The organism is Croceicoccus ponticola, from assembly GCF_004004515.1.
GTDB lineage: Bacteria > Pseudomonadota > Alphaproteobacteria > Sphingomonadales > Sphingomonadaceae > Croceicoccus > Croceicoccus ponticola.
Map to the genome: position 1 here is coordinate 689,282 of NZ_RXOL01000001.1, position 21,886 is coordinate 711,167.

At 62.7% G+C, this 21,886-nt stretch carries 17 protein-coding genes and 2 tRNA genes; 11 read left to right on the plus strand and 8 right to left on the minus strand.

From position 1 onward, the window contains the following. Positions 1–60: 60 nt before the first annotated feature. The 3 genes from EKN06_RS03345 to EKN06_RS03355 form a co-directional block, all read right to left on the minus strand. Positions 61–579 (minus strand): AHH domain-containing protein, encoded by a 519-nt coding sequence (locus EKN06_RS03345; protein WP_127611434.1) that lies wholly within the window; start codon positions 577–579, stop codon positions 61–63. 35 nt (positions 580–614) lie between these two features. Next, on the minus strand, positions 615–1,412 hold the full coding sequence (locus tag EKN06_RS03350; RefSeq protein WP_127611435.1) for a hypothetical protein: 798 nt from the start codon (positions 1,410–1,412) through the stop codon (positions 615–617). Between the two features lie 159 nt (positions 1,413–1,571). Next, complete coding sequence (locus tag EKN06_RS03355) at positions 1,572–2,060, minus strand: flavodoxin family protein (RefSeq protein WP_127611436.1); 489 nt, start codon at positions 2,058–2,060, stop codon at positions 1,572–1,574. Positions 2,061–2,157: 97 nt separating this feature from the next. Between EKN06_RS03355 and recJ the strand changes: the two genes are divergently transcribed. From recJ to phoB, 11 genes are all read left to right on the plus strand, one after another. Next, complete coding sequence (gene recJ / locus EKN06_RS03360; RefSeq protein ID WP_240654575.1) at positions 2,158–3,954, plus strand: single-stranded-DNA-specific exonuclease RecJ; 1,797 nt, start codon at positions 2,158–2,160, stop codon at positions 3,952–3,954. A 93-nt stretch (positions 3,955–4,047) separates the two neighbouring features. Further along, positions 4,048–4,122: transfer RNA gene (locus EKN06_RS03365), tRNA-Glu, on the plus strand. 32 nt (positions 4,123–4,154) lie between these two features. Then, a tRNA-Glu gene (locus tag EKN06_RS03370) sits at positions 4,155–4,229 on the plus strand. 35 nt (positions 4,230–4,264) lie between these two features. After that, positions 4,265–5,572, plus strand: coding sequence for a sensor histidine kinase (locus EKN06_RS03375; RefSeq protein WP_240654576.1), 1,308 nt, complete (start codon positions 4,265–4,267; stop codon positions 5,570–5,572). A gap of 149 nt (positions 5,573–5,721) precedes the next feature. Further along, entirely contained in the window at positions 5,722–7,086 is a 1,365-nt protein-coding gene (locus EKN06_RS03380; protein WP_240654577.1) for an OprO/OprP family phosphate-selective porin, read from the plus strand. 153 nt (positions 7,087–7,239) lie between these two features. After that, complete coding sequence (locus EKN06_RS03385; protein WP_127611438.1) at positions 7,240–8,283, plus strand: substrate-binding domain-containing protein; 1,044 nt, start codon at positions 7,240–7,242, stop codon at positions 8,281–8,283. A gap of 23 nt (positions 8,284–8,306) precedes the next feature. Next, entirely contained in the window at positions 8,307–9,695 is a 1,389-nt protein-coding gene (gene pstC / locus EKN06_RS03390) for a phosphate ABC transporter permease subunit PstC (protein ID WP_127611439.1), read from the plus strand. A gap of 6 nt (positions 9,696–9,701) precedes the next feature. Next, the gene (pstA, locus tag EKN06_RS03395; protein ID WP_127611440.1) at positions 9,702–10,973 is read left to right on the plus strand and encodes a phosphate ABC transporter permease PstA; all 1,272 of its coding nucleotides are present in this window, start codon (positions 9,702–9,704) and stop codon (positions 10,971–10,973) included. 9 nt (positions 10,974–10,982) lie between these two features. Further along, the gene (pstB, locus tag EKN06_RS03400) at positions 10,983–11,792 is read left to right on the plus strand and encodes a phosphate ABC transporter ATP-binding protein PstB (protein WP_240654625.1); all 810 of its coding nucleotides are present in this window, start codon (positions 10,983–10,985) and stop codon (positions 11,790–11,792) included. 19 nt (positions 11,793–11,811) lie between these two features. Next, on the plus strand, positions 11,812–12,486 hold the full coding sequence (gene phoU, locus EKN06_RS03405; RefSeq protein ID WP_127611442.1) for a phosphate signaling complex protein PhoU: 675 nt from the start codon (positions 11,812–11,814) through the stop codon (positions 12,484–12,486). Between the two features lie 106 nt (positions 12,487–12,592). Beyond that, positions 12,593–13,282 carry a phosphate regulon transcriptional regulator PhoB gene (gene phoB / locus EKN06_RS03410; RefSeq protein ID WP_127611443.1) on the plus strand — a complete coding sequence of 230 codons (690 nt, stop codon included), beginning with the start codon at positions 12,593–12,595 and terminating at the stop codon, positions 13,280–13,282. Between the two features lie 20 nt (positions 13,283–13,302). Here phoB and EKN06_RS03415 read toward each other — a convergent pair whose 3' ends face one another. From EKN06_RS03415 to EKN06_RS03435, 5 genes are all read right to left on the minus strand, one after another. Next, entirely contained in the window at positions 13,303–14,658 is a 1,356-nt protein-coding gene (locus EKN06_RS03415; protein WP_127611444.1) for an MFS transporter, read from the minus strand. Between the two features lie 75 nt (positions 14,659–14,733). Beyond that, on the minus strand, positions 14,734–15,507 hold the full coding sequence (locus tag EKN06_RS03420) for an extensin-like domain-containing protein (protein ID WP_127611445.1): 774 nt from the start codon (positions 15,505–15,507) through the stop codon (positions 14,734–14,736). A gap of 2 nt (positions 15,508–15,509) precedes the next feature. Beyond that, on the minus strand, positions 15,510–19,106 hold the full coding sequence (locus EKN06_RS03425; RefSeq protein ID WP_127611446.1) for an error-prone DNA polymerase: 3,597 nt from the start codon (positions 19,104–19,106) through the stop codon (positions 15,510–15,512). Between the two features lie 20 nt (positions 19,107–19,126). Then, positions 19,127–20,632 carry a UdgX family uracil-DNA binding protein gene (locus EKN06_RS03430; protein ID WP_127611447.1) on the minus strand — a complete coding sequence of 502 codons (1,506 nt, stop codon included), beginning with the start codon at positions 20,630–20,632 and terminating at the stop codon, positions 19,127–19,129. Further along, positions 20,629–21,873 carry a putative DNA modification/repair radical SAM protein gene (locus tag EKN06_RS03435; protein ID WP_127611448.1) on the minus strand — a complete coding sequence of 415 codons (1,245 nt, stop codon included), beginning with the start codon at positions 21,871–21,873 and terminating at the stop codon, positions 20,629–20,631. The genes EKN06_RS03430 and EKN06_RS03435 overlap by 4 nt, the downstream gene beginning before the upstream one ends. Positions 21,874–21,886: the final 13 nt, after the last annotated feature.

Here is a 21,886-nt window from a genome sequence, read left to right on the forward strand (position 1 = left end):
CAGGACGGCGCGTGATCGCACGCGCCGTCCTTGAGCTTTCCTGATGTTCCGATCAGGGTCTCATCGGGTTGCGCCCCACAGCATGTCGGCCATGGCGTCGAGATTGCTGTAGTCCACGCCGTGCCCGATCGGGTCGCGTCGGTTAAGGACGATAGGTGCCGCCCCTTCGCCGTCGAGGCGGCGGGCTAACCCACGTTGCACCAACCGGATGCGCCCGATGGCGGCATCCTTTGCCTGCAGCTCGTTCCGGCTGCGGATTCGCGACCACTCCATTTCGACTGCGCCGACCCTTTCGAACACCAGTTCGTTGCAGATTCTGTGCGGCCCGCGATGCAGGGGCAGACGTTCTTCGAACGCCACAGCCTCGTTTCCTGGAAGCAGAACGCCGTTCCCGTCGAAGTCGTCCAGCCAGACGCCCGCGGAGCCGATCGAAGTTAGCATTGAGTCAAGACAGCGGCGGGAAAACAACTGACGCGGCAGGAGATGGTGCTTTTGCCATCCCTCCTTGAAATCAGGAGATCCCCGTTTGTTTGCCATCGAAAAGCGGCGAAAACCGCAAATGTTCGCCGCCCGTTGCATGCCCTCCTCCTGAACGGATTCATCGGGGACAACGCTTAAGGAATTGGTGACTTTTTAAGGTAAATTTTCTTACCTGTCGCGTCGGGCGCCATGATAAGTTCCGAAAATCCTTCGACTTTGATGGTCTCGACCTGATCTACCGGGCCGTGACCGACAAGATAATCGATCATGCGGATCGCGATCCGTGCGCGGTCGGCGACAACCATGCCGGGCATCGCCGCGATAACCAATTCCTGTCCGGTCACGACCGCAAGCCCCTTGCTGACAAGGCCATCGTCGGCGTCGCTTTCCAGCGCCACGAGACCCAATGCAGGAAATGGTCCGCCCCCTAACCAATCGGCGGCGACCTTGCGGAAATAGGCGGCACTCATCGCGCTGTCGGCAGCGGCCCAACCGACAGCCAGACAGCGGTCGGCGCCGGAAAGGGCAAGCGCTAGGCGCACGGCGTCGCGAATGACGGCGATCACTGAAATGTCATTGACGAAGAGCGACTGGGGGGCAAGGCGGATTGACTGCGCCTGCGCCAATGCGCCGACGTCCAAGCCGAACCGGTTGGACGGATCAAGTGTTTGCGCCGGTACACCCGGCGTCAATCCTTCGATAGTAAATCGACACTCGCCGATCAGAACAGTCGCCCCGGCGCTGCCATTGTCGCCAGCGCCTTCCCTGGCGGAATCTGTCAGCACTTCGATCTGAGTGTCGGAATTCACAAGCGTGCGGGCGAACAGGGAGCGCACCGAGTCGGCATCCGGGCGTGCGCCTTCAAACCAGAGGGTGAACACTAGATCATCGGCCAAGCTGCCATCGGCTCCATTAGTTACGGCATCGGACATGGCACCGTGCTCCTGCCCCATGATGGCGGATCCCCGAAATCTCCCTAGCATTTCATCGGCCCTTCAGAGACTAACTATATCCATTTCCGAGAAGAAAGTCGCCTTTAAGATAGGCTGATCTTCGAGCCAGGCGCTGCGCAACGTGTCGGCAGTTACATATCAGAACACGCCCATTGCCAAGCCTTGCGCCATGGCCTGCCCCAGATCGAAGCATTCCTGACGCGTGGTGGCGCTCAGCGATTTTGGACTCAGAATCGCCTCGGGCGTCTGGGCGTCGAAATTCACGATCAGCGGTTCGGCCACCCGGCGCAGGCGCCAGCCCGCGGCGATGCGGTCGATCTGCCGCGTGGCGCCGTGACCGTCCGATCCCGCTGCGATCGCGGTGGCATAGGCGCGCCCTTCGATTCTACCGAGCACCGGGTAATAGGACCGATCGAAAAATTCCTTCATCGCCCCGGTCATGGTCGCGAGATTTTCCGGGCAGACAAACAAAAACCCGCTCGCCGCAAGGACGTCTTCGGCGGTGGCATCGTTGCAATAAAGCAGTCGCGCCTGCTCGCCCGCGCCCTCGCTGGCGGCGGCCGCCATGGCCTTTGCTCCGCCGGTGCGCGAATGCCAGACGATCAGCAGGGAAGCATCGCTCACCATGTCGCACTTGTGTAAGCGCACCGACATCGGGGGAAAAGCGCACACCCAAAACGATGCCCGGGTTTTACCCCGCCTCCCTCACCTGTAGGCTGTCGCCATGGTCTCTTCCTCTCAACACAACGAACTCGAAGGACTTGCTTGCGGCGTTGAGGCGTCGCTGTCGGGTAAGGCATGGCGTTGGCGCGGCGGGAACATGGCGCTGGGTTCGGGCGGCATGGCGGGCGGCGATCTCGTCACGCAATTGCTTACCGCGCGCGGGGTCGCGCCCGACGACATCGAACGTCATCGCAACCCGACCTTGCGCGGATTTCTGCCCGATCCGTCGATCTTTCATGACATGGACGTCGCGGCGGAACGGCTGGCGCAGGCCGTGCTGACCGGCGAATCGGTCACGATCTACGGTGATTACGACGTCGATGGCGCGACCAGCAGCGCCTTGCTCATCCGCCTGATGCGCGAGCTTGGCGCCAATCCGGCGCATTATATTCCTGATCGCCTGCTCGAAGGGTACGGCCCGTCTGGCGAAGCGCTGGTCAGGCTGGGCCAGGCAGGTAGCAGTCTTGTCGTCACCGTCGATTGCGGCGCGATGGCGCACGAAGCGCTGGAGATGGCGCACGATGCCGGCATCGACGTTATCGTGGTCGATCACCACAAGTGCGCGGCGGAAAATCCCCGGACGGTTGCGCTGGTCAATCCCAACCGCCTCGATTCCACCGACGAGGCGGCGTCCTATGGTCACCTCGCCGCCGTCGGCGTCGCCTTTCTGCTGGGCATTGCTTTGGTCCGCACCTTGCGCCAGCGCGGCTTTTTCGATGCGCGCGCCGAACCCGATCTGATGGGCCTGCTCGATCTCGTCGCTCTGGGCACCGTGGCCGATGTTGCCGCGCTGCACGGGCTGAACCGGGCTTTCGTGGCGCAGGGTCTGAAAGTGATGGCTCATCGCCGCAATGCCGGTTTGAACGCGCTGATCGATGCGAGCCGGCTGAAACGCGCGCCCCAATGCAGCGACCTCGGCTTTGCACTGGGCCCGCGCATCAATGCAGGCGGCCGCGTGGGCGAATCAACCCTGGGCGTGCGCCTGCTGACCGGGGAAGCCGGCGACGAAGTGCACGACATCGCAGCCCGGCTCGACGTGCTGAACGAAGAACGCCGGGCCATCGAAGCCGAAGTGCAGGCGGCCGCAGAGGAACACGTCGCGGGCCAGCACAACCGGTCGGTGCTCGTCCTGTCCGGACATGGCTGGCATCCCGGCGTGATCGGCATCGTGGCCGGACGCATCAAGGAAAAGAGCGGCAAGCCCGTCATCGTCGTCGCCATCGACGATCAGGGCGAAGGCAAGGGATCGGGCCGGTCCATATCGGGTGTCGACCTTGGCGCAGCGATCATCGCCGCGAGCGCGCAAGGCCTGTTGGTAAAGGGCGGCGGGCACGCGATGGCGGCGGGCCTGACGATAGAGGCGGGAAAAATCGACGCCTTTGCCGATTGGGTCGACGGGCTGCTTGCCCGCGATGTCGAACGCGCCCGCGCGGGACAGGCGACGATCATCGACCTTTCCGTCGCGCCGCGCGGGTTGCAACCCGAACTGGTCAACCAATTGGAGATCGCCGGCCCATATGGCGTCGGTTGGCCCGCGCCGCGCGTCGCGGTCGGACCGGTGAAACTGGTGAAGGTCGACATCGTGGGAAACGGTCATGTCCGCGTCATCGCCAGCGGCAACGACGGCGCCCGGTTCAAGGGCATCGCCTTTCGCGCGGCCGAATCCGATCTTGGCCAAGTGCTGCTGCACGGATCGCACGGACGCAAGTTCTGGTTGGCGGGGCGGGTGAAGATCGACGACTGGGGGCCGGTCGCTGCGGCCGAATTGCATATCGAAGATGCCGCATTCGCCGACTGAATCAGGATAACCTTCACGGGTTTCGCACAAATACGCAAATCGTCCCTTGACCGCCCGCGAAGTGCCCCCTAATTGCGCGGCCTGCACCGACGTGGCCCCTTCGTCTAGCGGTTAGGACGCGGCCCTTTCACGGCTGAAACACGGGTTCGATTCCCGTAGGGGTCACCACGGTGCAGCATTCGTCACGACAGGTGGCGCACGGCCCCTTCGTCTAGCGGTTAGGACGCGGCCCTCTCACGGCTGAAACACGGGTTCGATTCCCGTAGGGGTCACCAAGTCCCCACACACCAAACAGAAATATGACGCTCATATGACTCTGGCGCGCGGCATCGCGCGCGCCTATGGGCTTTCGTCGTGGAGTGCCGGTCGTGATCCCCCTTGCCATGCCAAGCCCGCTACGCCCGGAATGCGGGTGATGCGCACTACGCCGCCATGGGCCGGGCTTGCGCTCGCCATTGCCGGGTCGACCACGTTGTTGGTGGTCACGATGGATTTCTGGCTCGCGCTGGGCGTGCTGGTCATCTGGTGCGGATCGCTGTTCCTATCCCGCCCTGCCCCCGATATGGGCCGGCCGCGCGATGACGGGATGACGATCACGCAGGACCGTATCCGCGAACTGATCGAACCGCTCAGCCTGCCGTTCCTGGTGATGGAAAATCGTCGCATCACCGTGGCGAATCGCGCGGCGCGCGACGTGCTGGGCAATCACGTCATTGGACAGGACGCCCGCGTCGCGCTGCGCCATCCCGAAGCCGTGCGCCTGCTTGACCGGAACGAAGGCGGTCAGGCGATCGTGCGTGGTCTGACCGGTCCGCGCAGCGTGTGGGAAATCGCGCTGCGCCCGGTCGATACGTCGAAAACCATGATCGAACTGGTGAACCGCACGGCAGAGGCGGACATCAGCCGCGCGCATACCGATTTCGTCGCCAATGCCAGCCACGAACTACGCACGCCGCTGGCGTCGATCATCGGTTACGTCGAAACGCTGATCGACGCCGATCGCGAAGAGGGCGCGCGACCGATGAAGTCGGAAACGCGGCTGCGGTTCCTCGAAACGATCGCACGCGAAAGCAAGCGGTTGCAGGCGCTGGTCGAAGACTTGATGAGCCTGTCGCGGATCGAGGCGGAAAAGCACGATCTACCCACGCTGATTCTCGATTTCGGCACCTGCATCGATACCGTTGTTTCGGGCATGCAGTCGCTGCATGGGCAGGATCGCATCGTGATTGAACGCGCACAAGTACCCATGCCGATTCGCGGCGATGAACAACAGGTGCATCAACTCGCCCGCAATCTGATCGAGAACGCCTTGAAATACGGCGCGGCCGACGAACCGGTGCGGGTGTCATTGCAACGCACGAACGGGTTGTTCGAATTCCGCGTGTCGGACAGCGGCGAAGGCATCGCACCTGAACACCTGCCACACCTGACTCGTCGGTTCTATCGCACCGATCCCGGTCGCAGCAGGGCAGTGGGTGGAACCGGGCTTGGCCTCGCCATCGTCAAGCATATCGTCGAACGCCATCGCGGCCGGCTGGAAATAGACAGCAAGCTTGGCAATGGGACGACCGTAATTGTGCGGCTGCCGCGCCATTCCGACAAAATCGCGGCGATCTGATCGGCCAAATCTGCTAAAATCGGGGTCGTATAACCGCAATCCACAGGCTTTCGGCAGGTTCCGGCATGGCTGTAATGAAACAGTCACATGGTGGTCATACTGGCGTCGTCGTTCGGACAGCGAACTGTAACATGAGGCTTTGTCCAGTCATGAGGATTTCCCAGGTTTCGGCCATCGCGATGATCGCGGCAGCCGGTCTTGCCACCCCTGCCCACGCTCAGAATGCAGATTCGGCCGCGATGCAGGCCGAATTGCAGGCCATGCGCGCGCAGATGCAGGCGATGGCCGCACGCATCGATTCGCTCGAAGGTCAGCTCGTCACCGCGCAGGCGAAGGCCGATGCTGCAACCGCGACATCGACCACTGCGCTCGCCACGGCAGAAGCGGCAAAAAGCGACACGACCATCAAGTGGAAGGGCGCGCCGCTGATCGAAAGCAAGTCCGGTTGGTCGTTCAAACCGCGCGGCCGGATGCAGTATGATGCGGGCGTGATCTCGGCGCCTTCTTCCACCGGCGTCGAAGATGGCTTCGGCGAAGAAGCCCGCCGCATCCGACTGGGCGTCGAAGGCGATATTCCCGGCGGCTTCGGCTACAAGTTCGAGGTAGATTTCGCAGGCAACGAAGTCGAGGTTTCCGACGCCATGTTGACGTACAAGGACGGCGGTTTGACCGTCGCCTTCGGTCAGCAGAACAACTTCCAGTCGATGGAAGAACTGACCAGCAGCCGTTTCACCTCGTTCATGGAACGCGCGGCATTTACTGACGCATTCGGGTTCGAACGGCGCGTCGGCGCGTCGGCCTCGTTCCATTCGGGAGATATGCTCGCACAAGGCGGCGTCTTTACCGACAACATGAGCGACACGTCGAACGACCAGTGGGGCGCCGATGGCCGCATCGTCTTCATGCCGAAGATGGGCGAAACGCAGCTCCACCTCGGGGGATCGGTGCACTATACCGACCTCGACGGCGATCTCGCGAATGTTCGTTATCGGCAGCGGCCATTCGTGCACTTCACCGGCACGCGGTTCATCGACACCCGCTCGTTCGGGGCGGCAAAGGAAACTGGTTACGGACTTGAAGCGGCAGCGATTCGCGGGCCTTTCCATGTCGCTGGCGAAACCTTCTGGCAGTCGGTATCGCGCCCCGGCCTTGCCGATCCGACGTTCTTCGGCGCCTATGCCGAAGTGGGCATGTTCCTGACCAAGGGCGACACCCGCGGTTACAAGGGCGGTATTTTCGACCGCGTGAAGCCGGCGAACCCGGTGGACAAGGGCGGCATGGGCGCGATCCAGGTGAACCTGCGTTACGACCGGCTTGACCTGACAGATGCTGGCATCGTCGGTGGCAAGCAGGACGGTTACGCCATGTCGGTCATCTGGACACCCACTGACTATACCCGTTTCATGCTCAATTACGGGCGGATGGATTACACCGACGCGGCGATTGCCGCAGCGAACGGCGACAAATCATACGCCGTCGATGCGTTTGGCGCACGGGCGCAGATCGACTTCTGATCCCCGGACTTTTGCACAAGAAACAGATTTTCGCGGAATAATCGCGTTATTTCAACGATTAATCGAACTTTGACCGGGCGCTCCGGGAATGTCATATGCTTGTCACGACAAGCTTCTAGAGCGCCCGGCAGCATCACCAGAAAGGGTAATCCCATGCGCTTCACCAAGACGATCGTCCTAGCCGCGCTGACCAGCGCCGCTCTTGCCGGATGCGGCGGGCAGCAATCCACTTCGCGCGATCAGATCAAGGCGGTCGGTTCCTCGACCGTATATCCGTTCGCCAAGGCCGCGGCCGAGGAATTTTCGCGCGCCTTTGCCAATCAGTACAAGTCGCCGATCGTCGAATCGACCGGCACCGGCGGCGGCATGAAGCTGTTCTGCGCGGGCGTCGGCACCCAGCACCCCGACATCGCCAATGCCTCGCGCCGGATGAAAGCCAGCGAGTTCGAGACGTGCCAGCAGAACGGCGTGACCGAAATCGTCGAGATCGAAGTCGGCAAGGACGGCATCGCCATCGCCGAATCAAAGGAAGGCCCGACGTTCGGCCTCACCGTGAAGCAGGTCTACGAGGCGCTCGCCAAAGAACCTTACGGCAAACCGAACACCGCGAAGAACTGGTCGGACATCGATCCTTCTCTGCCCAATGAACCGATCCTCGTATACGGTCCGCCGTCGACTTCGGGCACGCGCGACGCGCTGGCCGAACTGATCCTCACCGAAGGCTGCAAGACCGACGCTGCGACCAAGGCACTCAAGGAAACCGACGAAGATCGCTACGAGCAGATCTGCACCGAAGTCCGCACCGACGGCGCTTATGTCGAGCAGGGCGAAAACGACAACCTGATCGTCCAGAAGCTGGCATCGAACCCCGCGGCCATCGGCGTATTCGGCTATTCCTTCCTCGAGGAAAACGCCGACAAGTTGCGCGGCCTCGCCGTCAACGGCGTCGAGCCGACTTATGACAACATCACCAGCAACGCCTATCCGGGCGCTCGCTCGCTTTACATCTATGTAAAGAAGCAGCACCTCGATGCGATACCGGGCCTGCGGGAGTACATCTCGACTTGGGTCGAAAACTGGGGCAAGGGCGGCCTGTTCGCGAGCAAGGGCATGATCACGTCAACCGACGCGGTTCAGGCGGCCAACTCCGCTGCGGTCAAAAACATGACCGTGCTCGATGCCTCGGTTCTGAAATAGTCCGGGACTAAACGACAGGGAATATGTCGCCAGCCATCTTCGTTCTTCTAGCCATCGGCCTCGGTTTGGTCGGATGGCTGGCCGCCCGCTCCCGCGCATGGGCCTTCGCCAGTTCTGGCGAAGGCCGCACGCGTCTGCATTCCCTGCCTTCGTACCATGGCTGGTACGTGGCACTGTGGGCCTTCGTTCCGGCGATCGTCTTCGTGGCGATCTGGAACGTAGTCAGCCCACAACTTGTCATGCAATCGCTGCTCGCCGATCCGGCGGCGGCGCAACTGCCCGACTTCGGCATCAATCGAGACACGGTCCTCTCCGAAGCGCTGGCCGTCGCCCGCGGTAGCGCGCAAGCGGTGTTCAACCCGCTTGCAGCGCCATTGGTCGAACCGGCGGCCGCGGCGATGCATCGTTACGGTATCATCGGCATCGTCGTCACCCTGCTGATCGGCTTTACCGGCGGTGTGCTCGCGTTCCTGCGGCTCAAACCCGATTTTACCGCGCGGACGCGGGTGGAACGGGCGGTGATGCTGATCCTGCTGCTCGCCTCGCTCGTCGCGATCCTGACCACGTTCGGCATCGTGGCTTCGCTGCTGTTCGAAACCATCCGCTTTTTCGGCATGGTGAACCCGATAGACTTCCTGTTCGGCACCCACTGGTCGCCCGATCCGATGCGAGATCCCGCCTATGCCAATGGTGCAGACTATGGCGCATTGCCGCTGTTCTGGGGCACGATTTACATCGGCGCGATCATCGCGATGATCGTGGCAATCCCGCTGGGATTGATGAGCGCGATTTTCCTCACCCAGTATGCGAACCCGACTTTCCGCAAATGGATGAAGCCGATCCTCGAGATTCTCGCCGGCGTCCCAACCGTGGTTTACGGCTATTTCGCCGCACTGACCGTGGCGCCCTTTATCCGTGACGTCGCCAAATCGCTCGGTATCGCCAGCGCCAGCAGCGAAAGCGCGATTGCCGCCGGGCTCGTTATGGGCGTCATGATTATTCCGTTCGTGTCGTCGATGGCAGATGATTCCATTGCCGCGGTCCCTTCCGCGATGCGTGATGGCAGCCTGGCAATGGGCGCAACCAAGTCCGAAACCATCCGCAAGGTGCTGGTCCCCGCCGCCCTGCCCGGCATCGTGGCGGGCGTCATGTTGGCCGTCAGCCGCGCTATCGGCGAAACCATGATTGTCGTCATGGCGGCTGGCGCGGCGGCGAACCTGACCGCCAACCCCTTTGCGTCGATGACCACCGTCACCTACCAGATCGTTGCAATGCTTACCGGCGAAGGCAGCTTCGACCATCCGGCGACCCTGTCGGCATTTGCGCTGGGCATGGTGTTGTTCGTCGTAACGCTTGGGTTGAACTTCATCGCCCTGCGCGTCGTAAAGCGTTACCGAGAGGCTTACGAGTAAGCTGTCATGAACACCTCGATCCCCTCAGACGCCGACATCAGTCGCAAGGCGCGCGATATCCGCCTCGCCGCACGGCTCGAACAGCGTTACGCGGCCGAACGGCGCTTCAAGTACCTTGCCATGGGCTCGGTCATATTCTCCGCGCTCGTGCTCGCGTTCCTGCTGGTGACGATGACCGCAAACGGGCTGGCCGGATTCACCCGCGCCGAACTGAAGGTACCTGTCGATTTCGCGGGTGCGGGCCTTACAGTCACCGCCGATCGCCTGGCCCAGCCCGGCGCGGAAAACGCGCTGGCCGCAGCGGGCCTTCCCGACGTACTGCAATTCGCCGCGGCCGAAGCCTATGGCCCCGATGTAGCGGCACAGCTTGGTTCTGGGGCGTGGCGCGATCTTGCACGCCAGTTGGTCGCCGATCCCTCATTGCTTTCGCGCGAAGCGACCGTTTCTGTCCCGGTGAGCGAGGATCTCGCCTCCGCATTCCGTGGCGACGGAGATCGCGCGCTGCAGGCGACCGCACGGAGGTTACAGGAACAGGGAGTGTTCGGTCGCGCGTTCGACTGGGGCTTCATGGAGCGTGCCGACGCAACGGACCCACAGGAGGCCGGCATCTGGGGCGCGCTCAAGGGATCGTTGCTGACCATGCTCGTCACGCTGCTCCTCGCGTTTCCGATCGGGGTGCTGTCGGCGGTCTATCTCGAAGAATATGCGCCCAAGAACAAATGGACCGACATCATCGAGGTTTCGATCAACAACCTTGCGGCGGTGCCATCGATCATTTTCGGCCTTCTCGGCCTCGCAGTGTTTCTCGCGATCTTCCCGAACCTGCGTTCCGCGCCGCTGATCGGCGGCATGACACTGGCGCTGATGACGATGCCGGTTATCGTCATTTCCGGGCGCAACGCGATCAAGTCGGTTCCGCCCTCCATTCGCGACGGCGCGCTGGCTATCGGTGCTTCGCCGGTGCAGGTCGTGTTCCACCATGTCCTGCCGCTTGCCCTGCCCGGCATCTTGACCGGCACGATCATCGGCATGGCCCGCGCATTGGGTGAAACCGCGCCGCTGTTGATGATCGGCATGCGCGCGTTCGTTGCGTCTCCGCCAGATGGATTTACCTCTCCATCCAGCGTATTGCCGGTGCAGATATTCCTGTGGTCGGATGAAATCGATCGCGGTTTCGTGGAACGCACCAGCGCGGCAATCATCGTGCTTCTGCTCTTCCTGCTGGTCATGAACGGCGTCGCCATCTATCTGCGCAATCGCTTCGAAAGGCGCTGGTGAAGGATGAAAATGAATAACCCCGATCTCGAAAGCTCCGTCGCGGCGGGATTTACCGACGCCGGACCTGCGAAGATCAGCGCCAACAAGGTGTCGGTCTACTACGGTGAAAAGAAGGCGATCGACGAAGTGTCGATCGACATCCACACCCGTTACGTGACGGCCTTCATCGGCCCGTCGGGCTGCGGGAAATCGACGTTTCTGCGTACGCTGAACCGCATGAACGACACGATTCCGTCGGCCCGTGTCGATGGCGAAATCCTGTTGGACGGACAGGACATCTACCGTTCGAAGATGGACGTCGTGCAACTGCGCGCGCGCGTGGGAATGGTGTTCCAGAAACCCAATCCCTTCCCCAAATCGATCTATGACAACATCGCCTATGGCCCCAAGATCCACGGCATCGCCCAGTCGAAGAGCGAGCTTGATGAAATCGTCGAGCAGTCGCTGCGCCGCGCTGGCCTATGGGAAGAGGTAAAGGATCGCCTTACGGATTCGGGCACCGCGCTTTCCGGCGGCCAGCAGCAACGGCTGTGCATCGCGCGCGCCATCGCGGTCGACCCCGAAGTTATCCTGATGGACGAACCGTGTTCGGCGCTCGATCCTATCGCCACAGCGCGAATCGAGGAGCTCATCGACGAATTGCGCGGCCGCTATGCCATCGTCATCGTCACCCATTCGATGCAGCAGGCGGCCCGCGTGTCGCAACGGACGGCGTTTTTCCACTTGGGAAATCTCGTGGAATACGGTCGTACCAGTGACATATTCACCAATCCGCGCAAAGAACGGACGAAGGACTATATTACTGGCCGGTACGGCTAAGGAAGGCGCCACAACGCACATGGAACATACCGTCAAGGCCTTCGAAGAGGACATCACCCGTCTGCGCGGCCTGATCGCGGAAATGGGCGGCCTGGCCGAACTTTCGGTTCAGGAGGCGCTCGACGCTCTCGTCAACGGCGACGAGGATCTCGCCCAGAAGGTTATCGTTCGCGACAAGGAAATCGACGCGTTGGAAATGGAGGTGGACCGGCTCGCCGTCCGCATCATCGCCCTTCGCGCGCCGATGGCGGACGACTTGCGCGAAGTGATCGCCGCGCTGAAAATCGCCGGCGTCGTCGAACGCATCGGCGACTATGCCAAGAACATCGCCAAGCGCACCGGCAAGATCGAAGGCCGCCGCAAATTCGAGCCGCTGGCCCTCATCCCCGCCATGGGCGAGGTTGCGGCCGAAATGGTTCACGACGTGCTGACCGCCTATGCCGCGCGCGATCCGCAGCTTGCACGCGAAGTCATCGCCCGCGACGCGACGGTCGATGCGTTCTACGACAGCATATTCCGCAATCTCGTTACCCACATGGTCGAGAATCCGGCCACGATCGGATCGGCGGCGCAACTGCTGTTCGTCGCCCGTAATGTCGAACGCGTTGGCGACCATGCGACCAACGTTGCCGAAATGGTTCATTTTGCCGCGACCGGCACTTATCCGCCGGACCGTGAAGAGCAAAACCCGTAACAGCCCGCCCTGGCCATCCCAGACAGGTCGCGGACTTGTCATAGGGCGGTAACAATTAGGGTGTGAAGGCAGGCGTAAGGTCGTCAACGTTTCGAAAGGCCAGCCTTTGCCAGCTCCCCGTCTGCTCCTCGTCGAAGATGACACATCTCTGGCCGAACTGCTCCAGTATCGGTTCGAGGCTGAAGGATACGACGTCGTGGCAACGCCCGATGGCGATGAGGCGCTGTTGCTGGCAACCGAACAGGCGCCTGACCTCGTGATCCTCGACTGGATGGTCGAAGGGACCAGCGGCATAGAAATCTGCCGCCGCCTGCGCCGTGACAAGGAGACGGCCCACGTCCCCATCGTCATGCTGACCGCGCGCGGGAACGAGGATGACCGTATCCGCGGGCTCGAGACCGGCGCCGACGATTACGTGACCAAGCCGTTCTCTCCGCGCGAACTGATCGCCCGTGTGGGCGCGGTCCTGCGCCGTGTTCGCCCTGCGCTGGCAGGGGAAATGCTGGAAGTGGGCGACATCAAGCTCGACGCCACCAGCCACCGCGTCACCCGCAGGGGCCAATCGCTACAGCTTGGCCCGACCGAATTCCGCCTGCTCAAATTCTTTATGGAACATCCGGGCCGTGTCTTCAGCCGCGGTCAGTTGCTCGATGCTGTATGGGGCAATGGCAGCGACATCGAACTGCGCACCGTCGACGTGCATATCCGTCGCTTACGCAAGGCTTTGACGGTCGAGAGCAACAAGGACCCGGTGCGCACAGTCCGTTCTGCCGGCTATGCGTTCGAAGCGGTCTGAATTTCCGGATTTCGACCGGCTCAGTTCTCCACGGGCGCGGCGCCTGCACCATACGCCACCTCGTGTTCGACCGCTTCTTCGTCTGCCTTCGACAGTTCAGGCAGCCTGACGAACCAGATCGCCGCCGCGCCCAATGCGAACAGCGCGGCGATCACGAAGAACATGTTTTCGGGCGTATCCCCCCCGGTCGTCTTAGCCGCTATCCACGCGCCGATCGGGCGGCCGAAATTGGCCAGCGCCATGTAGATTGTGAACTGCGTCGCCGCCACGGCGGGTGAGCACAGCTGCATCGCGATCGGGATCAGCGCAATCGCGAGCAGGATGCCGAGGAAATCGTTGATCCAGATGACGGTCGTCATGAACGAAGAACGCGCCCATTCTTCCGAAGAAACGCCGATCACGACCATCAACAGGGCGAACAGCGGTAACAAGAAGCCGACCGACCGTTTCGTTCCGATCTTGCCGATGATCCAACCGCCCAGCGCCAGACCGAAGATCGCCGAAGCCAGCTGTGACGCGGAATTGACGTTGGTATAATCTGAAGTCGACCAGCCAGTGATCGTCGTCGTCATGATCGGATAATACACCTCGTTCGCGCCACCCGGCATCGCGCGGATGAGGAAGAAGGGGATCATCATCAGGCTGGAAAGCCCGAGGATCGCCTTGAAGCTGTGCTTGAGCAATGGCCACCATGCCTCGACCTGAATATCGAGGTTCCGCGGCGATGATTGACCCACGTTCCACGGCAGTCGCTTCTCCCCCGGTCGTTCGCGGACGACCACGACATAGGCAATGACGATGCCCAGTACGATCGCGCTGACGAGATAGGCCGAGCTGACCCCATAGACCTGAATCAACCAGCCGTTCGCCGCGGTGGAACCGGCCATGCCTAACGCCTGCGCGCCGAACATGATGCCGCCCGCCCGCGCCTGCTCTTCGTCTGTCATGATATCGACGACCAGCCCGTCGATAGCGACGTCCTGAAACGTCGTCGCAGCGGAAATCACGAAGGCCAGCGTGGAAAGCAGGAGCACGTCCCGGCCTTCGGGCGCTAGCAGTGCGCCGGTCAGCATCCCGACTATCATGATCGACTGCGCCCCGATGATCCATATCCGGCGGCGGCCCATGGGAAGGTAGGTATATCGGTCCATGATGAAGCCGTTGATCAGCTTCAGCGTCCACGGCAGCGATGTCATGCCGACCACGGTCGCGATTTCGCCGGGCGTCGCACCCGATCCCGCCATATAGGCCGGTATGGCAAGGTAGAAGAGACCTAGCGGAATGCCCTGGCAGAAATAGAACAGGAATACGGTCAATTGCCGCAGGATGGTGCTTTCGACGAGAATAGCCCTGTGCGTTCCTGCGGTGGTTGCCATATGCCGATGGTCCTTATTGTCCCGTAAGCCGGCGGTGGTACGACAAGGCGCATGGGGTGCCAAGCGGCTTGTCGCTCAGCGGCAGTATCCTCCCAGCCCGCGCGCAGCCTGGTCGAGATGCAGGTGATCGGCGTGAAGCGCGTTGTAATCAGGCGACAGCGTCGTGCCGAATACGTCGCAGGCCCCATCGCGCACTTCGCGCAGAAACGCGGCTCGGTCATCGTCATCCGTTCCTGCGCCGCGCCCATCGTTTTCGCTTCGCCAGTCGGACAGGACGCGAACGCGCCGCCCGTCCGCCAGCACGAAGCCCGCGATGTCGATGGCGTTGCCGGTGGCATGTTCGCTCCACCGCCCGGTCGCCGCGCCGTTTACCCGGCGACAGTTGGCCGTGCCCAACTGTTCGATCCGCACGACGCGGCTGCTCAAGTGCCGCTCTGCCGCAGGCTGGACACTGTTATGGAGCCAGCGAGCAAGCCCTGCGTGCACTGCGCAGGTCGCATCGGCGCGGGCCGGGGCAAAGGTCAGTCCCGCCGCATCGTCGCGCAGGGGCAGGATGCGATCGGCCCTCAGGCACGCGCCCTCGCCCGCAGGATCGAGTGTTTCGAACCCGATACCCGACCGGTCGAGCACCGTGCGGCAATCGGGGCCGCCGGTGCGCAGATGCGCCAGCTTGGTCGCCGTGGCCCACCCTGCGGGTTGTTCGATGGTCAGCGGCGCGCGTGGATCGTGTTCGGGATGGCGGGCCAGCCAGTCGAGCCCGTAAAGCACGACTCCGCCAATGACGAAGAGCGCGACGATCAGAATGTCGGCGCGAAAAGGGCGGGTCGGCAGTCGGGCGAAACGGGGCATCGTCAATGAAAGTCGCGAGACTTCGGAAGTATCCGGCGCGTCTGTTTGGGAATGACCCGCACGTCGCGCGGATGCTTACCCTGAAAGCCGCATTCGCGATTGCCGGCGGGCGGCGGTTCCCACGGATCGATCGGGCCTAATGCGGCGGCAGGATCGGGTGTGCCGGGATCTGCGACAGCCCCGTCCGGCGCGGTGACGTACGGATCGTCCGCCCCTTCGCGCAAATCTTCACACAAATCGTTTCTGGGATTGAATTTATGCGGCAGCGGGCTGGCGACATGATCGGCGCGGGCCAGCGTCATCGGCAGCATGTCATCGGACAGCATGTCTAGCCGGTGGGTCGCATCCTCCATGTGCGCGACGATGACGTGGATGACCTCGTCGTCGTATTCCACCCGGCCGCGCACTTCCATCAACCGCGCGCCCATGACGACCTTGCGGTACTTCTCCTTCAGGTTCGGCCAGACGACGAGATTGATGACCCCCGTCTCGTCCTCCAGAGTGATGAAGCACACGCCCTTGGCGCTGCCCGGTCGCTGACGTATCAGCACCACGCCCGATACGTGGACCATCGACCGGAACTTGCGCCCGCGCAGGTCCGCCGCCTTTACGAAGCCACGCTCGGCCAGATGCGGGCGCAGGAAGGCCATCGGATGCGCCTTTAGCGAAAGTCGCGTCGTCTGGTAATCGGCGACGACTTCTTCGGACATCGGCATCACCGGTAGCCGCGCCTCGCGCCGTTCGGCCCCCTCATCTCTTGCCTTGGCATGGTCGAACAGCGGCAGCGACGGCGCGGCGACAAGGCTGCGCGCATCCCACAGCGCCTGCCGCCGCGACAGGCGCAGAGAGCCGAACGCATCGGCGCTGGCAAGCCGTTCGACATGCGCGGCGGGAATGCGGCTGCGTTCGCGCACCTGCGTCACATCAGCAAAGGTCCCGCTCTCATCGCGCGCGTCTATCAGCATGGCGGCGACGTGTTCGGGCAACCCGTCGATCATGCGCAGGCCAAGCCGCAGCGCCACGCGATCGCCCGCAATCGGTTCGAGCGTACAGTCCCACTGCGAATGGTTCACGTCGGCGGCGCGCACTTCGACGCCGTGTTCCACAGCGTCGCGCACGATCTGCGCCGGGGCATAGAACCCCATCGGCTGCGAATTGAGCAGCGCACAGGCAAAAGCTGCGGGGTAATGGCATTTCAGCCAGCTCGACACATAGACGAGATGCGCAAAACTGGCCGCGTGGCTTTCGGGAAAGCCGTATTCGCCGAAACCGCGAATCTGGTTGAAACACCGCTGCGCAAAGTCGCGGTCGTAACCGCGGTTGACCATGCGTTCGACCATCATGTCCTGCAATTCGTCGACCATGCCGCGCGAACGGAACGTCGCCATCGCCTTGCGCAGCCGGTTCGCCTCCAACGAAGAGAATTTTGCCGCATCGAGCGCGATCTTCATCGCCTGCTCCTGAAAGATCGGCACGCCCAGCGTCCGGCCAAGGATGCTGGACAACTCGTCCGGCGGGCCATGATCGGGGCCGGGGGCAGGAATCTGGACTCGCTCCTCGCCGCGCCTGCGTTTCAGGTAGGGGTGCACCATGTCGCCCTGAATCGGACCGGGCCGCACGATGGCGACCTGAATGACGAGATCGTAGAATTCGCGCGGGCGAAGGCGGGGCAGCATGTTCATCTGCGCTCGGCTTTCGACCTGAAATACGCCCAGCGAGTCCCCGCGACGAAGCATGGCGTAAGTCTCCGGGTCCTCGCGCGGGACGGTGGCCAGCGTCATTCGGTTGGCATGGTGATCGGCGACCAAGTCAAGGCATTTGCGAATGCAGGTCAGCATGCCCAATGCCAGCACATCGACCTTCAGGATGCCCAGCGCCTCGATATCGTCCTTGTCCCATTCGATGAAACTGCGTTCGGGCATGGCGCCGTTGCCGATCGGCACGGTTTCGGTCAACGCGCTTTCGGTAAGGATGAAACCGCCTACGTGTTGTGACAGATGTCTTGGTATTCCAATCATTTGCTGAGTGATGGCAAGAACGCGTCTTAGATGCGGATCGGTCACGTCCATGCCCGTCTCGGCCGCGTGCCTCTCTCCTATCTCGCGCCCCCACCCGCCCCACACGGTGCCCGCCAGCGCGGCGGTCGCATCTTCGGATAGGCCCATCGCCTTGCCCACTTCGCGGATCGCCATGCGCGGGCGATAATGGATGACCGTGGCGCACAGCCCCGCGCGGTGGCGACCGTATTTCTCGTAGATGTGCTGGATCACCTCCTCGCGCCGCTCATGCTCGAAATCGACGTCGATGTCGGGAGGCTCCTTGCGTTCTTCCGATATGAAGCGGTCGAACAGCAAGGCGTGGTTGGCCGGATCGACAGCCGTAATCTCGAGGCAATAACAGACTGCCGAATTGGCAGCGCTACCCCGCCCCTGACACAGGATCGGCGGGTCCACCCCGCGCGCGAAATCGACGATCTCCTTGATGGTGAGGAAATAGCGGGCCAGGTCCAGCTTTGCGATCAGCGCCAGTTCGCGCTCAAGCGTTGTGCGAACGGAGTCCGGCAACCCATTGGGATAACGCACTTTCGCACCCTCCCACGTCAGTGCTATCAGCTGCTGCTGCGGGGTTCGGCCTTCGGGATATATCTCTTCTGGATATTCGTAGCGCAATTCCTCCAGATTGAAGCGGCTGGCATCGGCCACCTCTCGCGCTGCGCGGATCGCATGGGGCCAACGCGCGAAAAGGCGGAGCATTTCCGCCGGCGGCTTCAGGTGGCGCTCGGCATTGGCGTGAAGCAGATGCCCGGCCTTTGCCACCGTGGTCTTGTGGCGGATCGCGGTCATCACATCCTGAAGCGGGCGGCGATCGGGCGCATGGTAATGCACGTCGTTCGTCGCCATCAGCGCCAGCCCATGCGTGCGGGCCAGCGCATCGAGCCGGTCGATCCGCGCCACGTCGTCGCCGGTATAAAGATAGCTCGCCGCAAGATGCCGCATCGTCGGGAGATCGCGCGCCAGATGAGGCAGCAGGTCGGGGAACGACAGGCGCGCCATCATCCGCTCCGCCTCGCCACCGTCCAGCGGAATGACGTTGCCGGGAACGGATATCTTGAACCGAGCCGCCAGATCGCGCGGCGGGATCAGGATCAGGTGCACGCCTTGCGCATGCGCGGCCAGCATGGCGAGGTCGATGTCGCACACACCCTTGTCCTGCCATCCGCCATCCAGCGTCTGCATCCGCCCTTGCGAAATCAGGCGGCACAGGCGGCCATAGGCGCCGCGGTCGGTGGGATAGGCAAGGAAGCTCAGCCCCTCCACCGTTTCGATCCGCGTGCCGATAACCGGGCGCAGCTTCAGCGTCTGAGCCTCGGTATGCATGCGCACCACGCCTGCAAAGCTGTTCGCGTCGGCAATCCCGATGGCATCATAGCCCAGCGCGCGGGCGGTCATCACGAGATCCACCGCGTCCGACGCACCGCGCAGGAACGAAAAGCACGACACGAGGCCAAGCTCTACGAAAGGCGCCCGCGTCGGGGCGTCGATCAGGTCCGGATCAAGCTCGATCCGGCGCTTTTCAGGCGTGAGCGGTCCTTCTGGCACACATCACCGTTCGGGCCGCATCACGCCAGTTCCGCAAGCCGCGCGGCCACGGCAGCAAGGTCGATACGGAACAGGCGCTCCTGCTCCTCTCGCCCGGCGCCGTCCAATCGCAACAGGTATGACGGGTGCGCCGTGACCCACAGCTCGCTGCCCCCCACCCCGTCGATGCCATCCAAAGGAATCGGGCTCCCTCGCGCCTTGGTGATCGACACCGTCTTGCCCAGCATGCCGCGCGCCGCGCTGGCGCCCATGGCCAGCACCAGCCTTGGCTGCACGATCATCCGTTCGCTTTCCACCCACCAGCGGCAGACGTCGATCTCCTTGGCACTAGGGTTCTGGTGCAGCCGGCGCTTGCTGCCCCGAACGACCTTGGGCACGTATTTGAAATGCTTCACCGCATTGGTGACATAGGCGGCGCTGCGGTCGATCCCCGCCTCTGCCAAATGCACGTCCAGCAATTGCCCCGCCGGGCCGACGAAGGGGCGGCCCTGCTGATCCTCGTGATCGCCGGGCTGTTCGCCCACGATCATCAGGCCGGAAAAACCCTCGGCAACACTCTGCGGCCCCTCGCCCATGACGGCGGTATTGTGCAATTCCCCGATCGGGCAACGTGCGCAGGCGTGGATCGCCCGTTCGATCGCGCCCAGCGTGGCGGGCCGTTCGCCCATGTCGAGCGCGCCCTTTTCCACCATCGCCGCTTCTCGCGCCTGCGCCCCGGCGATGAGCTCAGGGATGAGCTGCGCCTCGGGCATATTCTTCCAGTACTTGCGCGGCATTTCCTTGAGCATCGCGCCGATCTTCAGGCGGGCGGGATTGAAGATGGAGGCGTAGTAGCTGCGCCACAGGTCCTCTGCCGGATCGCCACCGGGGGCGTCGGCGCGGGTCGCGGGCGGCCCTTCGTGCAGGGTTTTGCCATCCCAGTGCAGGCTGCCGCGCGGCGTCAGGATCGACCAGCGCATGTTGGCGAACCGCCGCGTGAAAAATCCGGCGTTATGGCGCAGGATGTGATGGAACGGTTCGAACCACGCGACGTAGTGCTCGCTCCTATCCTCGCCCGGCCGGCCCTCTTCCTCGACCACGCGGAACCGGACAAAGGCGCGCATCTTGTGAATATCGCGCCGCACTTCGCGCGCCATGTCGGCCATCGCGCGGACATCGGGATCGGCCATGTCCTCGATCAGCTTCGGCTTTGCCTGCAACCGCCAGAGCACCCGGTAAAGCAGGGAAAACCTTTTATAATCAGAATTCAACAGGGCGGTTCTGGCAATCTCTATGAAGCGGCGCGACACACGCGGCGGCGCGGCGTCGCGGTCGGGCGCCGGCAGGCGACGATCGCCGTGAGAAAACAGGTCACCCGCGCTGCCGCCCGGTTCGGTCCATGCCACGCGGTCGGGCGGGACATCCGCCATCAACAGGCGGCGGGCATGGTCGCGCCACTCCTCGAAATCGTCGGAGGTCGCCATCGGCACGACGTAATACGTGCCGAGCCGAACATGCTGGAGCTCAAGTTCTTTGTGGCCGGTCATGCCACGAACAGCTCCAGCTGCTCCGCCTTGGGCGCGAGCAGTGCCTTCAGGTCTGCGCGGTCGGTCAACAGAACGGGCCGCCAGTCGATCGTGACGATGAACGGTTGCACCTTCTTTACCGACACGGTCATCTTCGCCACGTCCTCCAGCCTCAACCGCCGGTGCCGCCGCGCCATCAGGATCTGGCCCACCGCCCGCGTGCCCAGCCCCGGCACGCGCAACAGCGCCTCTTTCGGTGCGCGGTTCACATCGACCGGAAAACTTTCGCGAAACTTCAGCGCCCAGGCCAGCTTGGGATCGATATCCAGCGGCAGCATCCCGTCCGCACCCGCCGCCGCCGCCACTTCGTGCGGGGCGTAGCCGTAGAACCGCATCAGCCAGTCCGACTGATATAGCCGGTGTTCGCGGATCAGCGGCGGACGTTTCAGCGGCAGGACCGCGCTGGCATCGGGGATCGGGCTGAACGCGCTGTAATAGACGCGCCGCAACCGGTGCCGGGTATAAAGCGAGCTGGCGCGCGTCACGATATCGGTATCGCTGGCGGCATCCGCGCCGATGATCATCTGCGTCGATTGACCGGCCGGCGCGAACCGTGGCGCATGACGGAACCGCTTTTTCGCGTCCTTCGCCTCTACGATGGCGGAGTTCATTCCCGCCATCGCCCCGTCGATTTGGCCCGCGTTCTTGTCGGGGGCGAGCCGGGTCAGCCCCGCGTCGGTCGGCAGTTCGACATTGATCGAGACGCGATCGGCATAAAGCCCCGCGCGCTGGACGATTTCGGGGTCCGCCTCAGGAATGGTCTTAAGATGGATGTAACCACGAAAATCTTGCTCTTCCCGCAGGATACGAGCGGTTTCTACCAGCATTTCCATCGTATGATTGGAATTGCGGATAATGCCCGAAGACAGGAACAGCCCCTCGATATAATTGCGCTTGTAAAAAGAGAGCGTCAGGTCCGCGACTTCCTGCGGCGTGAACCTCGCCCGTTCGACATTCGAACTTTTGCGGTTCACGCAGTAGTGACAATCGAACACGCAATGGTTGGTGAGCAACAGCTTTAGCAGCGATATGCAGCGCCCGTCAGGAGCATAGGCGTGGCAGATGCCCATCCCCTCCGTCGATCCGATGCCCTTGCCGCTGCGGCTGTCGCGTTTGGTCGTGCCCGACGATGCGCACGATGCATCGTACTTGGCCGCGTCGGCAAGAGTCTTCAGTCGCTCAAGGATCGGTTTCTCTGCCATATGTTCCTTTTAT